The sequence below is a fragment of the Priestia sp. FSL P4-0332 genome, assembly GCF_038005845.1.
GTDB lineage: Bacteria > Bacillota > Bacilli > Bacillales > Bacillaceae_H > Priestia.
The window spans coordinates 1,008,114-1,026,043 of the sequence record NZ_JBBOUA010000001.1 but is presented as its reverse complement, the minus strand read 5'-3'; the positions used below and the strand labels follow the sequence as shown (position 1 = coordinate 1,026,043).

At 39.6% G+C, this 17,930-nt stretch carries 18 protein-coding genes; 2 read left to right on the top strand and 16 right to left on the bottom strand.

What is annotated here, in order from left to right:
- Positions 1–285 precede the first annotated feature (285 nt).
- Positions 286–1,344, top strand: coding sequence for a L,D-transpeptidase family protein (locus MKY06_RS05270; protein WP_035439385.1), 1,059 nt, complete (start codon positions 286–288; stop codon positions 1,342–1,344).
- 66 nt (positions 1,345–1,410) lie between these two features.
- Here MKY06_RS05270 and MKY06_RS05265 read toward each other — a convergent pair whose 3' ends face one another.
- Positions 1,411–3,342, bottom strand: a complete 1,932-nt coding sequence (locus MKY06_RS05265) for a hypothetical protein (protein WP_289911936.1) — start codon at positions 3,340–3,342, stop codon at positions 1,411–1,413.
- Between the two features lie 136 nt (positions 3,343–3,478).
- On the opposite strand from MKY06_RS05265, the gene MKY06_RS05260 reads away from it, so the two are divergent.
- The gene (locus MKY06_RS05260; RefSeq protein WP_013055735.1) at positions 3,479–4,072 is read left to right on the top strand and encodes a YdbC family protein; all 594 of its coding nucleotides are present in this window, start codon (positions 3,479–3,481) and stop codon (positions 4,070–4,072) included.
- 32 nt (positions 4,073–4,104) lie between these two features.
- Here MKY06_RS05260 and rpiA read toward each other — a convergent pair whose 3' ends face one another.
- The 15 genes from rpiA to MKY06_RS05185 form a co-directional block, all read right to left on the bottom strand.
- Positions 4,105–4,773: a ribose-5-phosphate isomerase RpiA gene (gene rpiA / locus MKY06_RS05255; protein WP_013055734.1), complete on the bottom strand. Its 669-nt coding sequence runs from the start codon at positions 4,771–4,773 to the stop codon at positions 4,105–4,107.
- Between the two features lie 82 nt (positions 4,774–4,855).
- Entirely contained in the window at positions 4,856–5,446 is a 591-nt protein-coding gene (locus MKY06_RS05250) for a hypothetical protein (RefSeq protein ID WP_013055733.1), read from the bottom strand.
- 131 nt (positions 5,447–5,577) lie between these two features.
- Positions 5,578–6,336, bottom strand: a complete 759-nt coding sequence (locus MKY06_RS05245) for a carbon-nitrogen hydrolase family protein (RefSeq protein WP_064471362.1) — start codon at positions 6,334–6,336, stop codon at positions 5,578–5,580.
- A gap of 68 nt (positions 6,337–6,404) precedes the next feature.
- Positions 6,405–7,667, bottom strand: a complete 1,263-nt coding sequence (locus tag MKY06_RS05240; RefSeq protein WP_013055731.1) for a PTS ascorbate transporter subunit IIC — start codon at positions 7,665–7,667, stop codon at positions 6,405–6,407.
- 3 nt (positions 7,668–7,670) lie between these two features.
- On the bottom strand, positions 7,671–7,946 hold the full coding sequence (locus MKY06_RS05235) for a PTS sugar transporter subunit IIB (protein WP_013055730.1): 276 nt from the start codon (positions 7,944–7,946) through the stop codon (positions 7,671–7,673).
- Positions 7,947–7,961: 15 nt separating this feature from the next.
- Positions 7,962–9,989: a BglG family transcription antiterminator gene (locus MKY06_RS05230; protein ID WP_340960318.1), complete on the bottom strand. Its 2,028-nt coding sequence runs from the start codon at positions 9,987–9,989 to the stop codon at positions 7,962–7,964.
- Positions 9,990–10,148: 159 nt separating this feature from the next.
- Positions 10,149–11,063, bottom strand: a complete 915-nt coding sequence (gene murQ / locus MKY06_RS05225; RefSeq protein ID WP_013055728.1) for an N-acetylmuramic acid 6-phosphate etherase — start codon at positions 11,061–11,063, stop codon at positions 10,149–10,151.
- A gap of 35 nt (positions 11,064–11,098) precedes the next feature.
- On the bottom strand, positions 11,099–11,992 hold the full coding sequence (locus MKY06_RS05220) for a BadF/BadG/BcrA/BcrD ATPase family protein (RefSeq protein ID WP_289911926.1): 894 nt from the start codon (positions 11,990–11,992) through the stop codon (positions 11,099–11,101).
- Between the two features lie 4 nt (positions 11,993–11,996).
- The gene (locus tag MKY06_RS05215; protein ID WP_029324933.1) at positions 11,997–13,085 is read right to left on the bottom strand and encodes a DUF871 domain-containing protein; all 1,089 of its coding nucleotides are present in this window, start codon (positions 13,083–13,085) and stop codon (positions 11,997–11,999) included.
- Positions 13,082–13,417 (bottom strand): PTS lactose/cellobiose transporter subunit IIA, encoded by a 336-nt coding sequence (locus MKY06_RS05210; RefSeq protein ID WP_013055725.1) that lies wholly within the window; start codon positions 13,415–13,417, stop codon positions 13,082–13,084. Before MKY06_RS05210 ends, MKY06_RS05215 begins: the two co-directional genes overlap by 4 nt.
- Positions 13,418–13,434: 17 nt before the next feature.
- Positions 13,435–14,580 (bottom strand): anhydro-N-acetylmuramic acid kinase AnmK, encoded by a 1,146-nt coding sequence (gene anmK, locus MKY06_RS05205; RefSeq protein WP_013055724.1) that lies wholly within the window; start codon positions 14,578–14,580, stop codon positions 13,435–13,437.
- 1 nt (position 14,581) lies between these two features.
- Positions 14,582–15,898: a 6-phospho-beta-glucosidase gene (locus tag MKY06_RS05200; protein ID WP_098287320.1), complete on the bottom strand. Its 1,317-nt coding sequence runs from the start codon at positions 15,896–15,898 to the stop codon at positions 14,582–14,584.
- Positions 15,899–15,914: 16 nt separating this feature from the next.
- The gene (locus tag MKY06_RS05195; protein ID WP_116327140.1) at positions 15,915–16,181 is read right to left on the bottom strand and encodes a hypothetical protein; all 267 of its coding nucleotides are present in this window, start codon (positions 16,179–16,181) and stop codon (positions 15,915–15,917) included.
- Positions 16,182–16,235: 54 nt separating this feature from the next.
- The gene (locus MKY06_RS05190) at positions 16,236–17,537 is read right to left on the bottom strand and encodes a PTS sugar transporter subunit IIC (protein WP_057274422.1); all 1,302 of its coding nucleotides are present in this window, start codon (positions 17,535–17,537) and stop codon (positions 16,236–16,238) included.
- Positions 17,538–17,619: 82 nt separating this feature from the next.
- Complete coding sequence (locus MKY06_RS05185) at positions 17,620–17,925, bottom strand: PTS sugar transporter subunit IIB (protein WP_013055720.1); 306 nt, start codon at positions 17,923–17,925, stop codon at positions 17,620–17,622.
- Positions 17,926–17,930 lie beyond the last annotated feature (5 nt).

Sequence of the window (17,930 nt, the reverse complement as noted above, 5' to 3'; positions counted from 1 at the left end):
AAATGAAGAACTGGAAAGGATGTGATGCTTATGTAAATGTGAATCCGCTAGATTAGTAAACTTATATTCCTAAAGTTGTACAAAGAATTAAGAAAAACTTAGTTATTCTTATTATTATAAATTCCCGCTAGTAAAGTCTTTCTACTTAATGATTTCCTTATTAAGCGCATACATACAGGGATAGAAAATGCAGCTATTCGTCTTTTATTTTATTAGTGAAGAATTTATAGCACAGCCCAAAGCATCATACGTTTTTCATTAATGCAGCCTAAGGAGGCGCAGCACATGGCAAATAGAATATCAAGAACAGCAATCGTACTCATAGCAGCTATTTTAGCTCTAGCCTGCTTGTTTGTAGGAGTTCCAAAAACAGAAGCTGCTTCAACACCATCTCATTTAATTATCATTAACAAAGCGACGAATAAACTCGCTTATTACCAAAATGGTTCACTTGTCCGAACGTTTTCAGTAGGAACAGGACGCACGCAGTCTCTTACACCAGAAGGCCATTTCAAAGTAGTAAATAAAATCGTCAATCGCCCTTATTACAAAGGGAACATTCCTGGTGGAGATCCTAGAAATCCCCTTGGCAATCGCTGGCTAGGCCTAAATGCGAGAGGTACATACGGCACGACGTATGCTATTCACGGAAATAATAATCCTGCTTCCATCGGCAAATATGTAAGCAGCGGATGCGTTCGTATGTACGATGAAGAAGTAGAATGGTTATTTAGTAAAGTGACCGTCGGTACACCGGTTGTGATTACAACTTCTTCTAAATCATTTAACGACATTGCAGCAGCAAACGGATACAACGTTTCTGGAAACTCAGGTTCTACTCCAGCTCCTTCTACAGGAACTGTTTTAAAGAAAGGCAGCAAAGGAAATGCAGTTAAAGAGCTTCAGCAGAAACTAACTTCACTTGGCTATAATACACAAGGTACGGACGGTGTGTTCGGTGCCAATACAGATTCAGCTGTTCGTAAGTTCCAAAAAGACCACGGCTTAACGGCTGACGGCATTGTTGGCCCATCAACATATAAAGCTTTAGGAAGTTCAGGAACGAACCCGACGACACCAACAAACCCAACAAATCCAAAGCCAACAAATCCACCAGCAGATACAACAATTAACACAAAACAAACGCTTAAAAAAGGAAGCAAAGGCAGCAATGTTCAAGCTCTTCAAAAGAAATTAACAGCGATTGGCTATAATACAAAAGGTACGGACGGTATCTTCGGTGCCAATACAGAAGCTGCTGTACGTAATTTTCAAAAAGACAATAAGCTAGCAGCTGACGGCATTGCCGGACCTAATACTTTAACTGCTATTTCCAAACGTTAATAGAGCCTGATTTCAGGCTCTGTTTTTTTATTGATAAACCTCTTTTTTACATCGCGCCTTGACCCCTTAATGAACCAGTACGCCGTCTTTCTTTTCTACGACATACTTAATCAGATGATAAACCGTTCTCATAAGAATTTGCTGCTGATAGATATCATTTTTGGCAGGAATTACGTTTTCTATCAGTCTGCTATATTTGTAGGCTTGATCGTCTTCTTTTTGTTTATAAAGAGCGAGCCAGTCATTACGAGATTTTTCAAGCAACTGTTCATTGAAATAGGAATAAACGACGGTTGCAAACTCACCTGCCAATTCTTGAATAACCTGCTGTCGGTCGGTGACCGAATGATAGGTACTTGACCACCCAGACGGCTGGCTTAGAAAATGCTCGTAGACAGATGAAATAAAAGCGGACGTAATGACTGGCACCGGCCCTTCATGCTCTCCTAAGGAAATGTTCAAACACGTTTCTCTGTCCATATAAGGAATGTTCAGCGACTCCATCACTTCATAAAAAGCCTGAGAGACAGTCAAGTTTAAATAAATAGGATGCAGCTCTTGCTGCTTTTTTCTCGTTTCTGATACTAAAGCTGCCTTTAAGTCTTTATACAGAAGGTGACTCTCTTTGAATTCCTCGTGTACACATTCTAAAATAGTCGTATTCCCTACTGTTAAATAGTAGTGAAGCTGCTTTTTCATAAGAGGTGAAACGCTTTTAAGCGCACCATCTATCATTTTAGCCATGGCATGTTTTTTAGCATAATCCGTACGGCAGCTTGGAGAGGTAAGCAAATCTCCGTGTGTAACACAAACGTTTACTTTAGCGCCATGACCATGTACGATGAGCTGTTGAAGAAATTGAATATCTAATTCTTTAAGCCCATGATGTACGTATAAAATAGAAGCTGCTTTTTTAAAAGAATCGTGGATGGTGCTCGTATATTCAAAATACGGATGCTCGCAAATCGCTAACCCTTTTTTAAAAGAAAAAGGGCCGCAAACTTCAATTCTACGAAACAATGGATAAATAAGACGTCCGTTATTTTCTTCTTCTTCATTTGTTAGCGGACCAAGGGAAGACAGCTCTTTTGCTGTGAGACGGCAGGATATTGGCCAGTCGTCTTCTCCTATTTCCCATGTTCCTTCCTTGTATTCTTTCAACCGGGATTCAATGGCCAGAAGCATTTGCTCGGTGATTTTCCTACATTCAAGCCGCTTGTGCCATCCCTCTGCAAAATCTCTTCCTTCTTGATCAACAGCGTCTTTTACTATTTCACTTTCTCGTTTAATTGCATCTACAAATTGTTTGAATGAACTATTTTCGTCGTTCATTCTTAAAGGAACATCGTCATTAAAATAACGGGCTTTGTATGGGATATCTCCCAAAAGAGCGCGCAGATTGAAAGAGGAATCTCCGTGTAACAACTCAAAGACCAAGTCATAATCCGTGCCTCCTTCAGCATACACTTCAGCGCTTCTTAGTAGGATATTCTCCAATTTCCTTTGCACTTCACTTCGCGTAAAAAAAGAGACAGCAGCTTCATAGTGTTGGGAATCCTTCACCTTATACGTAGCAGAATAAGCGCCTTTACTGCCTATTCCTAGAAAGCCACATTCCTTTTTTATACCAAGAAGCTGGCGGATTAAGGCTGTTTTTCCGCTTCCTTGTTCTCCGATTACATGAATGTACTCATACTTGCTGTCAATTTGTTCGCTCGTCCTTTTTTCAATATCGTTATAAAAAGCATTCACTACTCGTTCATCATATCTTGCTTTTGCTCTTCCTTTTGCAGTACTTGTCCAAAAATCCTGCACTCTCAGCAGTTCATTCATCTCTTCAACCAGAATGTCAATTTCATCGTGTTGCTCTGTATACATAAACCGTTTAACAAACGGGTTCGATCTTCCTCTTTCATCTTTTTTAAACGGATGCTGAAACATAATTGACCAGCCTTTTCGCATAGGAGATTGACAGGCTTTTGCACGAAAAACTTTCATTCATTTCCCCTTCTTTCCCTAACATTGTCCTATTTGAAATGTATGGCTTTTAAAGGGGGGATATGTCTATGATTTTCCTCTTTTTAGAAGGATTTTTCCTTCATTTATCGAAGTAATTAATTGAGGTGATGGGAGAATGTTGACAAAAATTGTGAAATGCAGCATACCGACTGATAAAAAAGCATCTTTTTCATATACGCAACAGCATTGGGCTGCTCTTGCACACGTGAATGGTTTCATTGGCCAATTAGGGGGTTGGAACGTGGAAGATGAAACAGATGCTTGTATTCTAGCTCTGTGGGAAGATGGAACAACTTATCAAGAATTCATGAAGCATACTCATGATTCTATTTTTTATAAAAGCAAGCAGGATCAAACATATACGAATTTGGACGTTTCAACATCAGATCCGTCCTACTTCATAGGAGCACGCTACAATTATTATCGAAGCAGCGCCATTGAAAGCCGTTATTTAGTAAAGACGGAAATTGAAGTCGATTTTTACGACAAAGAAGATATCCATGAGATGGTAAAAAGCTTGATAAATCCTTCTTATCGCTGTTTATCTCACGTTGTATCACCAATCGAGCATAGCAAGCTTGTCATTTTTTCATTATACGGATCTGCTTGTCCGCAAAAAACAATTGATACTTTCGTTCATCCAAATGTACTGAACGCGTCTCAATACATATATCAATTAGAGAAAAATTGGAACGTTCTTTCCAATTAAAAAATAGAAGCCTAGGCCCGACGCCAAAGCTTCTATTTTTTTATGATATGAACATCTTGGTTTTGTACGGTAATGACTTCCTCCGTCATTCCTACAAACAAACCGCTCTCTACTACGCCCGGGATCCTTATCAGCTGTTTTTCTAACTCAGCAGGATTTTCAATTTCTGAAAAATGGCAGTCTAGAATGTAATTTCCGTTATCGGTGATAAACGGCGTATGATCATCTAAAAGCCTAAGCTGCGGTACACAACCTGCACTGCGAATGTGCTTCGCCGTCATTTCCCAGCCAAAACGTATAACTTCAACAGGAAGAGGAAAAGCTCCTAGCGTCTTCACTATTTTCTTAGAATCCGCAATCACAATAAACCGCTTCGCTGCGTACGCAATCATTTTTTCTCGAAGCAGCGCGCCTCCTCCTCCTTTAATTAAAGAAAGTTCGCTATCCACTTCATCCGCTCCGTCAATTGCTATATCAATATATTCAACATCCGCTAAGGTAACAATGGGAATACCTAGTTTCCTTGCCAGCTCTTCTGTTTTTTGAGAAGTAGGAACCGCTTTAATGTTTAATCCATTTTTTACTCGTTCACCTAGTTTTACAATTGTATAATAAGCTGTTGAACCTGTCCCTAGCCCTACAATCATTCCATCTTCCACAAATTGTGCTGCTTTTTCACCAACTGCTTGTTTTTCAATCATACAAAGGCCTCCTTACTCATATTGTACCCGTTTACATAAAAAAGCAAAAGTATTATGAACCCTTACGAAAAAACTCAGCTGACTATTGAGCTGAGTTTTTTTGAAACTGTGTATTTAGAAGAATTTTTTCTACCCAATACTGCTGTTTTGTACTGTTTGTCTGTTCGCTGCTTTTTAGTTCAAACGTATAGTAAATATACTTGTCTGAATAATCATCATTCACATAAGCATGATAAATGCTATACTTTCCATCTCTTGTTTGTTTTTTCACATAAATCGTTGCATTTTTACCTTTTAACATGTAATCAGGCTGAAATGCATCCAATTTATTTTGAGCTGCTTTGCTTTTTTTCTTAGAAAATAAAGCCGTTATTTTCCCAGCATTGTATGAATCATTTTCCTTCGTTGATGCTGTCCATACTTCACTTTCATCTTCACTGCTTTTATAAGAAGATTTATGAATAACATACTGAAGCGGAAACCACATCCTATATTGATTGGTATCCGAAGTAAATAATTCAAATCCATTGTCTGTTTGTTCATGATCGACCAAAAATGTACTCGTAAACTTATCTGCCTGCGCTTCACTTTTAAATTTCCCGCTTTGAAACAGCCAAATTCCTACGGCAATGACCAATGCTCCAGCTACTGATGCGGCTTTTTTTCGATCCATTGTTTCCACACACCTTTTAATACCCCTTTAACTTTCGATAATACCATATTGATGTTTATATCGTCATAAGGAGAAATAACCAAAGGATTATCAGAGCGCACATGCTAATTTAACTAGAAAAATAAACTTTTTTACAATAGTAAATTTGATAACAGACGCTGAGCTAACAGGCGGTTAGCCTCACCGGGCTCTATCGTATACGTTAGTAGTTCTTGCTTTTCAGCTTTCGCTTTTATCAAACATTCACCCTTTGGAGAAAGAAGAGAAGTCGTGCTTTTTTGGTTCTCTAAGGCATAATTCACGCTTGCAAAGTAAATACCATTCTCCGTACTTCTTGCAATCATTGCATAATCATAAAATTGCGGATCTGGTACTTCACCAGTAAACTGTGGATGAAACACAATGCTTGCTCCTCTTACAGCAGCCCATCGGACAGTTTCAGGATAGCGCCATCCCTCATGGCAAATAACAATACCGAATTTCACGCCGTTTATTTCAAACAACTGGCGGCCATTTCCAGGCTTGTAACCAAATTGATCTTCTGCTGGATCAATTTGATTTTTAGTTTGATACCCTAATTCTTTTCCATTTTCATCAATTACAAAAGCAGTTAAATGCATACCAAGTTCGTCGCGCCACTCCAGTGGTAAAATTACGTTGAGCTTTAACTGTTTGGCAAACAACTTAACTTTATAAAGCGTATTTTGTTGAATTTCGTGATTGTATGTCTCAACTTCAAAACCAACTCCTCTAAGTCCCGGCACAATTGATTCTGGAAAACATACAAGGTTACATCCTTCTTCTGCTGCTTGTTTCATACAATTTTCTACCGTTTCTGCACCCTCTGCGGCTGACTTTGGAAATCTCACTTGCGCTAATCCAATTTTCATTCATTGCTCCTCCACTTCCAATATCATAAAAAAACTCATGCTACTAGCGTAACATGAGTTTTTTATCTTTACGTAAATAATTTAATTAGCATGCTAAGAAGAATACCTACCGCACTAAAGTCCGAATCTCCAAATGTTGTGCCTTTAAAACCTAACGACGCGAGAACAGGCAGTAAAATAGCCGGTAAAAAACTAATTAAGATTCCATTGGCAAATGACCCGACCACTGCTCCTCTTCTTCCCCCCGTCGCATTTCCAAATACTCCAGCAGCTGCTCCCGTAAAAAAGTGCGGAACGAGGCCTGGCACGATAATACTTAGACCAAATAGAGGCAAAAAGAACATTGAAATGAGACCTGCGATAAAGCTTGAAAAGAATCCAATGACCACTGCGTTAGGAGCAAATGGAAACACCGTTGGACAATCTAGAGCTGGAATGGCATTTGGTACCGCTTTGTCAGCAATTCCTTTAAATGCTGGTACAATTTCTGCTAAAAGCATACGAACACCCGCCAGCACGACATATACTCCTGCTGCAAAGGTGATTGCTTGAATTAGCGAGTACACAATAAAGTTTTGACCCCCGCTTAATTTTGTTTCGATAAATGCAGGACCTGCAAAAAGTGCAACAACAATAAATAAAACGGTCATGGTCAGTGAGACAGAAACAGATGTATCCCGAAGAAATCCTAAGGATTGAGGAACTTTAATTTCTTCTGTTGTTTTTTCGCGATTTCCTACTCGCTTGCCGATAAATCCTGCTACTAAATAGCCTAAGGAACCAAAATGACCAACGGCAATATCGTTTGACCCTGTAATTTCACGCACATACGGCTGAAGCAGTGCAGGAAATAAAACCATTAAAATACCTAATAATAGTGCACCGATCAAAACCAAAGGTGCTCCCGTTAACCCGCCGGTAGATAAAATTGCTGCAATCAAACAAGCCATAAACATGGTGTGATGCCCAGTTAAAAAGATATACTTAAATTTCGTGATGCGCGCGATAATGATATTTACAATCATACCTAAAAGCATAATCATCGCTGTTTCTGTACCAAACGTTTGTTGAGCTACAGCTACAATTGCTTCATTATTAGGAATGATCCCTTCAACGGAAAACGCTTTATTAAACATTTTCCCAAACGCTTCAAGTGAAGCAATTAATATGTTAGCTCCTGCTCCTAATATAAGAAAACCCATAATTGTTTTTAACGTGCCTGATACAATATCTGCACTTTTTTTCTTTTGAAGCAACAAACCGATGAGCGCAAACAACCCTACTAGAATAGCCGGTGTTCCTAATATATCTTTCATAATTAAATCAAACATGGCTTACGCCTCCACGAAGTATTTTTGCAGTGCTCCTTTAATTTCCGCTTGATTTAAAATGTTTTGCAGTGCCACGACCGTGCGAGTGCCATCATCCAATTGATTTACAATATCTGCAGATCCTAAATAGATATCTGCCTGCTCCGTTTTACTAGTTGTTAAATCCGTATGAGATACCTGTGCTTCAACACCAAGCTCTACTAAAATTTTCTTTACATTCATTTCCACAATAAAACTGCTTCCTAAACCGTTTCCGCATACAACTAAAATCTTTTTCATTTTTTATCTCTCCTTTTAATTTGAGTAAGCTTCAATTAACGCAAGCATTTCTTGTTTTGTATTCATAGCAATAAGCTTGTCAATATTATCGTTTTCAGATAGCATCATTGAAAGCTGTGACAGTGCTTTTAAGTGGGTTTCATTATCAGTAGCAGCAAGTACGATAATAAGCTGCGCTCCGTGCTGTTTTTCAGTAGAAAAATAGACCGGCTCCTTTAAACGAAGCATGCTCATACCCACACGATTTACACCTTGTTCCGGCCTTGCGTGAGGGAGCGCAACTTTTGGCGCAATAACAATATAAGGGCCTAACTGCTCTACACTTTTGATCATTGCTTCTACATAAGAAGGTTCAATATATTCATAGTTCAACAAAGGCTTGGCAGCCAGCCTAACAGCTGATTTCCAATCATCTGCTGAATCTGTAAGCTGCAAGAATGGCTCTTGCAATACTTCATGCAACATTGGCTTTTTATCCTCTCTTACCATTTTTTTAGATTGCTGTATCACTAGTTTTAAATTAGCTAATAGAGCTGGTTCATCTTGAATATTTGCATGCTGCTTAATAATACCCATGATGGCTTGAGTGGTTAGCTGAGAAGAAGCTGGTTCAACTAAGTCGATTAACCGCTGCTTTTCATCATCCGTTAAAATAGGATTCACAAGCATCACGTTCATTCGCTTTTTTAATGGCGTAGTTGTAATAACTAAATCATAGGTTTCTTTAAACTGCTCATAATCTCTTACCGTCATTGGCCCTATCAATTCAGCATCTGTTAACAGTTGTTCAAGCTGATACTGAAGCATACGGGACGTTCCAATTCCATTGGCACAAACAATAACAATACGCTTTTGTTTTTGCCTTCCCTCTTGTTTTTTCATCCACCCTCCGAAATGAAGAGCAAAATAAGAAATTTCGTCTTCATTAATACGTGTTTGAAGGCTGTTTCCCAAAGGAAGCAACGCTTTTTTTGTCAGTTCCACTATATCCTGATACTTTGTTTGAATAGCCGAAAGCATAGGGTTAGGGAGGTGAATATTATAGAGAAGCCTGTAATAAGCCGTCTTCAAATGAATATATAAATTTTGTTCAAGACGATTTCGATCTTCAAATACCACACAAGCATATGCTTGAAACCGCGATACCATTTCTTTTACAATGGTTCTCATCCAATCATCACTATCTGCTTGATTTACTACATTTACTTTTGCACTTAGTAAAACCGTGGCCAGATAATGTTTTTCATGAGGTGGAAAATCAAATCCTAAAACGCTTTCAATTTCTTGCAGCGCTTTGTACTGCCTGGTTTTTTCTAATTCTTCTTTTCTAGTAATCAAGGCGTCTACATAGCGCTTGCCTCCAATACGCTGAATACAGCACGTGAGCATATAGGCTAATTGCGTCAGCATCTTGTCTGTAAACGCCATTCCCAGTTTATCTTCACACTCTACAAGCCAGTTATAAATCAGTGAATATTCGTAATCTGCTTTCATAACCCTTTTCAACAACTCTTCTTGATGTTGACTTAATAATTCTGTAATGTGTATATAAAGCAAATTTCGAATGTCGCTTTCAGATCCTTTTACTTCGTACCCATCTTTATAGCTGTATGTCAAAGATATGCCTTTCTTTGCCCACTTGTTTTTTAAGTCTTTAATATCTTGTAATACAGTGTTGCGACTAACTTCTGTTTCATCCATGAGCTGCTGAGTTCCAATTTTTCCGCCTCGAAGTATACACATCAAAGCAACGTATATTTGACGGTCCTCAACTGATAAGTAAGCAGATGGCATAACATGAGAAAATTGTTTAGCAACTTGGTCCTTTGCTTGATCGTTTAGAAAAAAGCCTTTTCCATATGTGTACTGAACAAACTCTAATTCTTGCTGACACAGCCAATCGTTAATTTTCTCAATATCATAATAGATGGTACGTCTTGACACTTGAAACTGCTTCATTAACTCTTGTACTGATATAAATGTTGCGGCTTGAAGCAAAACTTGCAATACGGCCGTACTGCGTTTGTCTAACAAATGAATCACCTTCAGTCCAATTCGTGCACAAATTGAAATACTTACTATGTTTTATGCTTTTACTATACTACGGGTCTTGCAAAATGATTAGACCGAATTCACCCACATACATTGTGCAAAAAATGTGCTCAACAAAAAAAGAAGTGCTGTATGCACTTCTTTTAAGGGTTAATCTTTAATCTGCTGTTCCATTGCTTCTCCAATGGCTTTTTTTAAATGTCCGTCATGTTTATCAAGCAGCCGATGCACCTCATCACCTTCTATAGAAGTAAGAAGCGCAAGAATGGCGGCTTTTGGCGTTTTGTATGTTTGTAAACTTTCCGCTGCCTCCTCTGGTGAGACGCCTGTTAGTTCCGCAATAATATTTTTAGCACGCTGTACGAGTTTATCGTTAGTCGGCTGTACGTCTACCATTAGATTGCTGTAGACTTTACCGATTTGAATCATAGAAGCGGTCGTCAGCATATTAAGAACAAGCTTTTGAGCAGTTCCGGCTTTCATTCTTGTTGAACCTGTTACAACTTCCGGCCCTGATTCTGCTACTATTGCATATTTTGCTTCTTGTTCCATAGGTGATTGAGGAGAATTTACAACACAGCCCGTTACTGTCCCCAGGCTGTTTGCATACGCAAGCGCTGAGAGTGTATAAGGAGTTCTTCCACTTGCAGCTATACCTACAAGAATATCTTTATTTGATAAATTAATCGCTTTCAAATCTTCTATCGCTTGTTTCTTGTTATCTTCTGCTCCTTCTAACGCATGACGGAGCGCCTTGTCACCCCCGGCTATGATCCCAATTACTTGTTCGGCAGGTGTACCGAATGTTGGTACACATTCAGATGCATCTAACACACCTAGCCGCCCGCTTGTACCTGCTCCGATATAAATAAGACGTCCGCCTTGTTTAAAAGCACTGACAATTTCATCTACTAACAAAGCAATAACAGGCAGCACCTTATTGATTGCCTGAGGCACTTGGTAATCTTCTTCATTAATTTTTTTTACAATTTCCAGACTTGATAATTCATCAATGTTTAAGGTTTGCGGATTGCGTTTTTCAGTTAAGATATGATTTAAGTTCACTGTGATCCCCTGCCTTTTCCACTATCATTTTTTCTCTATTTATACTCGTTCATGAACAGCTGATAAGCTCCTTTAGCAGATGATACTCGCTGTGTTGCCCACTGGATATGCTTTATTTCTTTTTCACATGCTTTTTTATAAACATCAAACACTTCTGGAACTTCCGTTAAAATGCTGCCTTTGCATGCCAGCAAGCAGCTCCCTTCAAACCGCTGTTTCTTATATAAATGAAGAGTCATGTTTGCAAGGTGCTTTCCAGCTTGTTGAAGAATGTCACTTGCTTCTTGTTTATGATTTCTTGCTTGATTTACAACAAGCGGAGTGAGTAAAGCAACTTCTGATTTAGGAGATGAATAGACAAACTTTTTTATATCGTGTATGGTATCTGCTTTTACATGTTGCAAGATTGTCTGACTAAGGCTGCTGTAAGGACGGCTTTGATCATGCTCCTTCGTCAGCAATATCATTGCTTGAAGACCAATCCAATATCCGCTTCCTTCATCTCCAAGAAGGTGTCCCCACCCTCCTCCGTATTCGTATACCCCGTCTTTTTTTCCAATGCTGACGGCTCCAGTTCCTGCAATGGTTAATATCCCGTCTTTTCCATGCAGTAGTGCTTCGTGTGCAATCATGGCGTCATCATATAATCCTACTTCTACCTGATAACGATCATAAAAATATCTTTTTATTTCTTCCTTAGATAATGCTTTACTTCCAGCAAGTCCTAGTGAAATGCCTTTACATGTATAACCAGTAAGCGCAGTTTTGCACGCCGTAATACATTCATCAATATGAGTAATAGCCGTATTGTAATTAATGAGTAAATTTCCATAGCCGCTTTTTGAAGCAGCGAGCTCTTGACCGTTTAAGCTGTAAGCAACGGCTTCTGTTTTTGTTCCGCCCCCGTCGATACCAATAATATAGTCCATTTTATCACCGTTCACAAAAAGCAAATTTGTCCCATGGCTGCAGTTCATTTAGTAAGAATATTTCCTCTTCTGCAATGCGTCCTACTACGTTTGTTTTACCTGAGTTTTCCATGTCTAACAGCGCAATTTGCAGCTCTCCTTTGTACTGTCCGTAGAGTTCATTTTCTATTAAAATATCGCCTCTTCGAATGGAAGGAGTATGCGTAGGCTTAAATTCTTCTTTTTTATATTTTACTCGGCTTTGCGTAGAGCGAATTAAATAATCGGATACGTCTCCGCGGTAAAAATGAAACTCTTCCAGCACAATTTTTTTCTCAAGTTCAGTAATCGTATCATACAGCGTCACATTAAAAGTAAAGCGCTCTTGCTGAACAACATCACGCAGCGCCTTCATTTCTTCTTCTGATGCATAAGCATTGGCAATAATTGCACAATCAATCAACTCCGTTTTAAAAAGATGCTTAGCCTGCACGTCGACCGGAAGCGTGCGATGCATTTCAAGCGTACAAAGCCCTTCAGTAACAGGCCACGGTCCAAACGTAGCGCTTGGTGAATTAATAAAGGCTGCTGTTTCAAGGTTATGTTCTTTAAACAATGCTGAACACTTTACAAAGTGATCATACGACAATCCTGCGTATCGATGAGGATAAAAATTATGCGACCCCAATAGCTGTTTTCGGTTTGGCTGGTAACTTAAAATATTATCCACATACTTCGTCGCATTGCTCATATTAATTTCAATTTTTAAGCCGTATGGATTAAAAGTCATAATAGACTCTTCATTTCCCGTATACCCTAGATCAAGGCGAATAGCATAAGCCCCTAATTCGTGAAAAAAAGATAAGTCATCATAAGAAATGCCAAGCGCTCCAAATACGCGAGGAGCAATATCCACTACTACTTCCATCTTTAGCTCATTGGCAAACTCAATAATTTCTTTAAAATTTGCCATTACTTTTTTCTGATCGCCTTCAACAGAAAGCAAGCATGTAAAAATGCGGGTAAATCCGTATTGATGCGCAAGTGCTATATACGCTTTATCTTTTTCGACAGTCGAATGTTCCGGGTAAATCGCAATACCTAGCTTTTTCATTGATTTTCGCCTTCTTTTTTAAATTTTTTAATAAGCTTAATCATATGTTCAATTAATTTTTGCTCTGAAATAGCCGTCATTAAATGATCTTGTGCGTGAATTAAAAGCAGTGACTTTTCAATTGTTTTTCCGTTCAATTCACGTTGAATAAGCGCAGTTTGCGTTTTATGAGCATGACTGAGCTCTTCTTGAGACTGCTTTAAAAGCTCGTCAGCTTTATTAAAATCATAGTCTTCAGCTGCTTCTAACGCTTCATATGCAAGTGACCTAGCATTTCCTCCATATGCAATAAGTTCAAAAATTTCATTTTCCATATTTGCTGCTTCTGTCATTTCTTCCATCCCCTTTTTTATAGTGGTGCAGGCGTAATGTTTCCTAGTATTACAGGAGACAAGGCGCCAGTTGCGCTTGGTACATTGCTTGGATAACCTGAAAGTGTTTCATTTGCAAGCACCGCAAATGCTACGGCTTCTTTTGCTTCTGAAGACATTCCTATTTCTTCTTGTGTATACACCCTGCAGCGCTTCCCGAGCTGCGCTTTAATCATATTCATCAGCGTATTATTATAACTTCCGCCTCCTCCAATAATCACTTCGTCAATAGAATAGGCAGGAAAAATAAATGTTTCATAGTGATGTACAATGGATGATGCCGTGAACATAGTAATCGTAGCTAGCAGATCTTTCTTTTTATGTTTGCTATATTTCTCTAGCAGTCTCTTTGTGTACTGTGTACCGAACAGCTCTCTTCCCGTCGATTTAGGAGGAGAAAGCTTCATGTAATCATGATTCATACAGTCTTCTAAAAGCTCTGAAATAATCTTTCCTCCAGCTGCTAAACGCCCATTTTCATCAAATGAAACATTAAAAAGCTGCTGACACGCTTCATCTATCATCATATTTCCCGGCCCCGTATCAAAAGCTACTACCGGTATAGGAGGGTGTTTTGGAGGAATCAACGTTACATTTCCAATACCTCCAATGTTTTGAAGCAGCCTTGTATAATTATTGTGGCTGTACAAAATCCGTTCCGTGTGAGGAACTAACGGAGCACCTTGCCCGCCTGCTGCCATGTCCATCACTCTGAAGTTTGCTACTACCTTCGTTTTGGTTTCATAGGCAATAACAGCCGGCTCTCCAATTTGGAGTGTAGACATCGCTGTACTTCCCGAAGCATAAGGCTGATGGTAAATGGTTTGCCCATGCGATCCAATAACATCTATTTGTTCAAGAGAAAAGCGGGCTTCTTGGCACACTTTTTTCACTGCATCTGCAAACGCATAGCCAAGTTTAAAATTCAAGCTGCAGATCAGCTGTACATTTGAATGTTCAAAAGAAAGCGCCTGCTCAATTTCCTTTTTTAACTGAGGTGAAAAAGGCATGGTAATGAAATGAAGAAGCTTAACTTTACTTTCATAGCCGCTTCCTTCAATTTGAACAAGAGCTGCATCAATTCCATCAAGCGACGTTCCTGACATAAGTCCAACAGCATACATACTATGCGTTCACTTCCTTAAAAAAAGCAGGTAAATACTCGCGATGAGCTTGAAGCAGTTCGTCTAAGACCGACTTAGCCAGCTCGTCACTTGGAACAAGCGGATTAATACTCAGCGCAACCAGTGCTTTTTCATAAGATCCTGTAACCGCAGCTTCTGCCCCTACTCGTTCAAACGATTTAATTTGCTGCACAAGTCCATTCACTTCTACCGGAAGTTCACCGACAGTGAGTGGTACCGGCCCTTGCTTTGTTACTACACAGTTTACTTCAACCGCAGATTCGTTTGGGAGTGAGGAAATAGCGCCATTGTTTTTTACATTTAATGTTTGAATATCGCCTTTATCGTTATGAATGGATGAAATTAAATTGCATGCAGCATCGCTGTAATAAGCGCCTCCTCGTTTTTCCAGCTGCGGAGGCTTACTTTCTAGATTTGGATTTTTATAGAGTTCAAAAAGCTCGGCTTCTAATGCTTTGACCACTTCAGCGCGTGTGGTACCTGACTGAAAGGCCAGAAGCTCTTCTGCTAATATTTCGTTTGTTTTGTAGTAGTAGCGGTGATAAGGACATAAAATCACGCCAAGAGCTTCCAAAAAGTCCGGTTGCCACGGAATAGGAGCTATGTTTCTCATTGTTACTTGGGACTTTGGATCACTTAATCGCCGAATGACTTCTTGCGTTACTTCCTTTCCTTTTGCATACACATGCAGTCCATATACCAAGTGATTTAACCCTGCAAATTCAATGTGAACATCTTCTTTTTCTATTTGAAGCAAGCTGGCGATGGAGTTTGTCATATGTACAGGCAGGTTACAGACTCCTACTACTTTAGAATGCTTTCCGTAGCGAAGCAGTGCCTCCGTTACCATACCTGCAGGATTTGTAAAATTAATAAGCCAGGCGTTTGGACAAACTTCGTGTATTTCCTCGGCAATTTTCAACAAAACGGGTATCGTTCGCAAGCCCTTAAATAATCCTCCCGCCCCGTTTGTCTCTTGACCAATCATTCCGTACTTAAGAGGGATGCGTTCATCTTGAATACGCGCATCAAGCTGACCTACTCTAAGCTGTGTCGTTACAAAATCAGCATTTATCAACGCTTTTTGTCGATCAAGCGTTAAATGAATTTCCATATCAACACCTGCTTTTTTGACCATTCTTCTCGTAAGTGCTCCTACAATTTCAAGCTTCTCTTTTCCTTCTTCAATATCTACAAGCCATAGCTCTCGAATTGGAAGCTCATCATATCGTTTAATAAACCCTTCGACCAATTCCGGTGTGTAGCTTGATCCTCCCCCTATTGTCACTACTTTCATTTTTTGTCCCTCCTTGTTAAAAAACGGCTAAATATGTAACGGCTGTGCACCCTATTCCAAGCAAAATAAAGCGTATACAAACAGCGGTTTTAGATAAAGCTGCGTTTGAAAGCCGAATGGAAATAAATGTTGTAAGCAGCGCTGCTGATAGACTTGTAATGGCAAATAAACTATGCTGAGCTGATAAACCAGCATACTGCAGCAGAGGTGTAAAAATAACGTTGCAAAGAACCATGGTTAGCAGAAATAAAAACACAGTTTTATATCGAAACCGAACAAACATTGACCCTCACTCCTACTAAAGAGATAGAAGCCAAACAAGTTGGCTTCTCTTTCTTTACATTTGAACTGAACTATCGGATGGTGCAACCGTTGCTTCATCGCTTTTTTCCATTTCGACCATCTTTCGGTCGTACATTTTAAAGAACGGAAGATAAATGACAACAGAAATAGCAATATTGATAATGACTAGCACAACCGCCCGCCAGTCTCCTCCGGTTGATAGATAAGCTCCGATCGGCGCCGGGAGCGTCCATGGAACCATTACGTAGGTTGGCGTAATAAGACCTGTCGCCGTTGCTGCGTATGAAATGATCGTTGTAATAATCGGGATAATGATAAATGGAATAATTAAAATAGGATTTAAGACAATTGGCAAACCGAAAATAATTGGTTCGTTAATATTAAAAACCGCTGGAATAAAAGATGTCCTAGAAAGCGCTTTCGAATATTTAGATTTTGAGAAAAACAGCATCGCTAAGGCAAGACCTAGCGTCGCTCCAGATCCTCCAATCCAAACAAACCACTGAAAGAACGTTTCAGGTGCAATATACGGAAGTGTGGAAGCTCCGTCCGCTACCGCTTCAGCATTTTTTGCTAAGTACACTTCCCATACAGGCCGTGCCACTGTTCCAACAACAGAGACGCCGTGGATTCCGAATGACCAGAAAAACGTGATTAAGAAAACCGGTATTAACACTCCTGCTAAACTATCTCCAGCTTCCACAAGCGGAGCAACTAGTTTATCAACTAAATGATGAAGGTCGATACCTAAAACAATCGTAATAATTGTCATAAGTACAACAACAATAGCCACTGGAATCAGCGCTTCAAAAGACCGTGATACTGAAGGAGGCACTTGTTCCGGCATTTTAATGGTGACATTTTTTGCTTTACAAAACCTGAGAATCTCGACCGATAAAATCGATACAATCATCGTCACAAATAAACCGTGACCTCCAAGGTTTGTCATTGGCAGCATAAACCCTTCTTCTTCAATCAGCTTTGGAGTCACCGTAAGAAGTAGTGCAGCTACTGCAATTTGCGCTCCTGACAGCGGATCGAGATTATAGCTTTTAGACAAGTTGTATCCTATCCCAAAGGCTATATATAAAGACATAATAAACATCGTTACGCGATACGGTATTAAAATATTCGCGCTGTTATCAGCTGCCCATTTCGCGATTGTGCTATCTTGCGGCACAGGCGGAAATGCTAGAATCAAGAAAAAACTTCCGATAATGATAAACGGTAAAGCGGAAATTACACCATCGCGAATGGCTTGAAGATGCCGCTGTTCCGATAACCTGGCCATAGGTCCTGATAAATTGTTCTCTAAAAACGACACAAATTTGCTCATATACCCTTTCCCCCTCTATATTCTCCCCTTGTGTAAATAAAACCCCTTATCTATTTAAAAAGCAGGAATACACCTGCTTTTCTTAGCTAACGAGCTGTTGAACCGTTTTAAAAAGCGTTGGACCTCCAAGCGGCGTATAAGCCTGCGGCGGAATAGGTCCGCATGGAACGGAAGCTTTATCCGCTTCTGCTTTAACTGCGTTAAACCGGTGACGAATCTGCGGTGCAACCATTACAACGTCCCAGCCCTTTTGAATTTCCTCTGCCACTTCATTTGTTCCAATTGCCAGCACTTCCATATCCGTTCCGTGCTTCTGTGCTTCCGTTTTTAATGCTTTTACCACAATCGCACTTGACATTCCTCCAGAACATACAAACAATACCTTCATTTTCT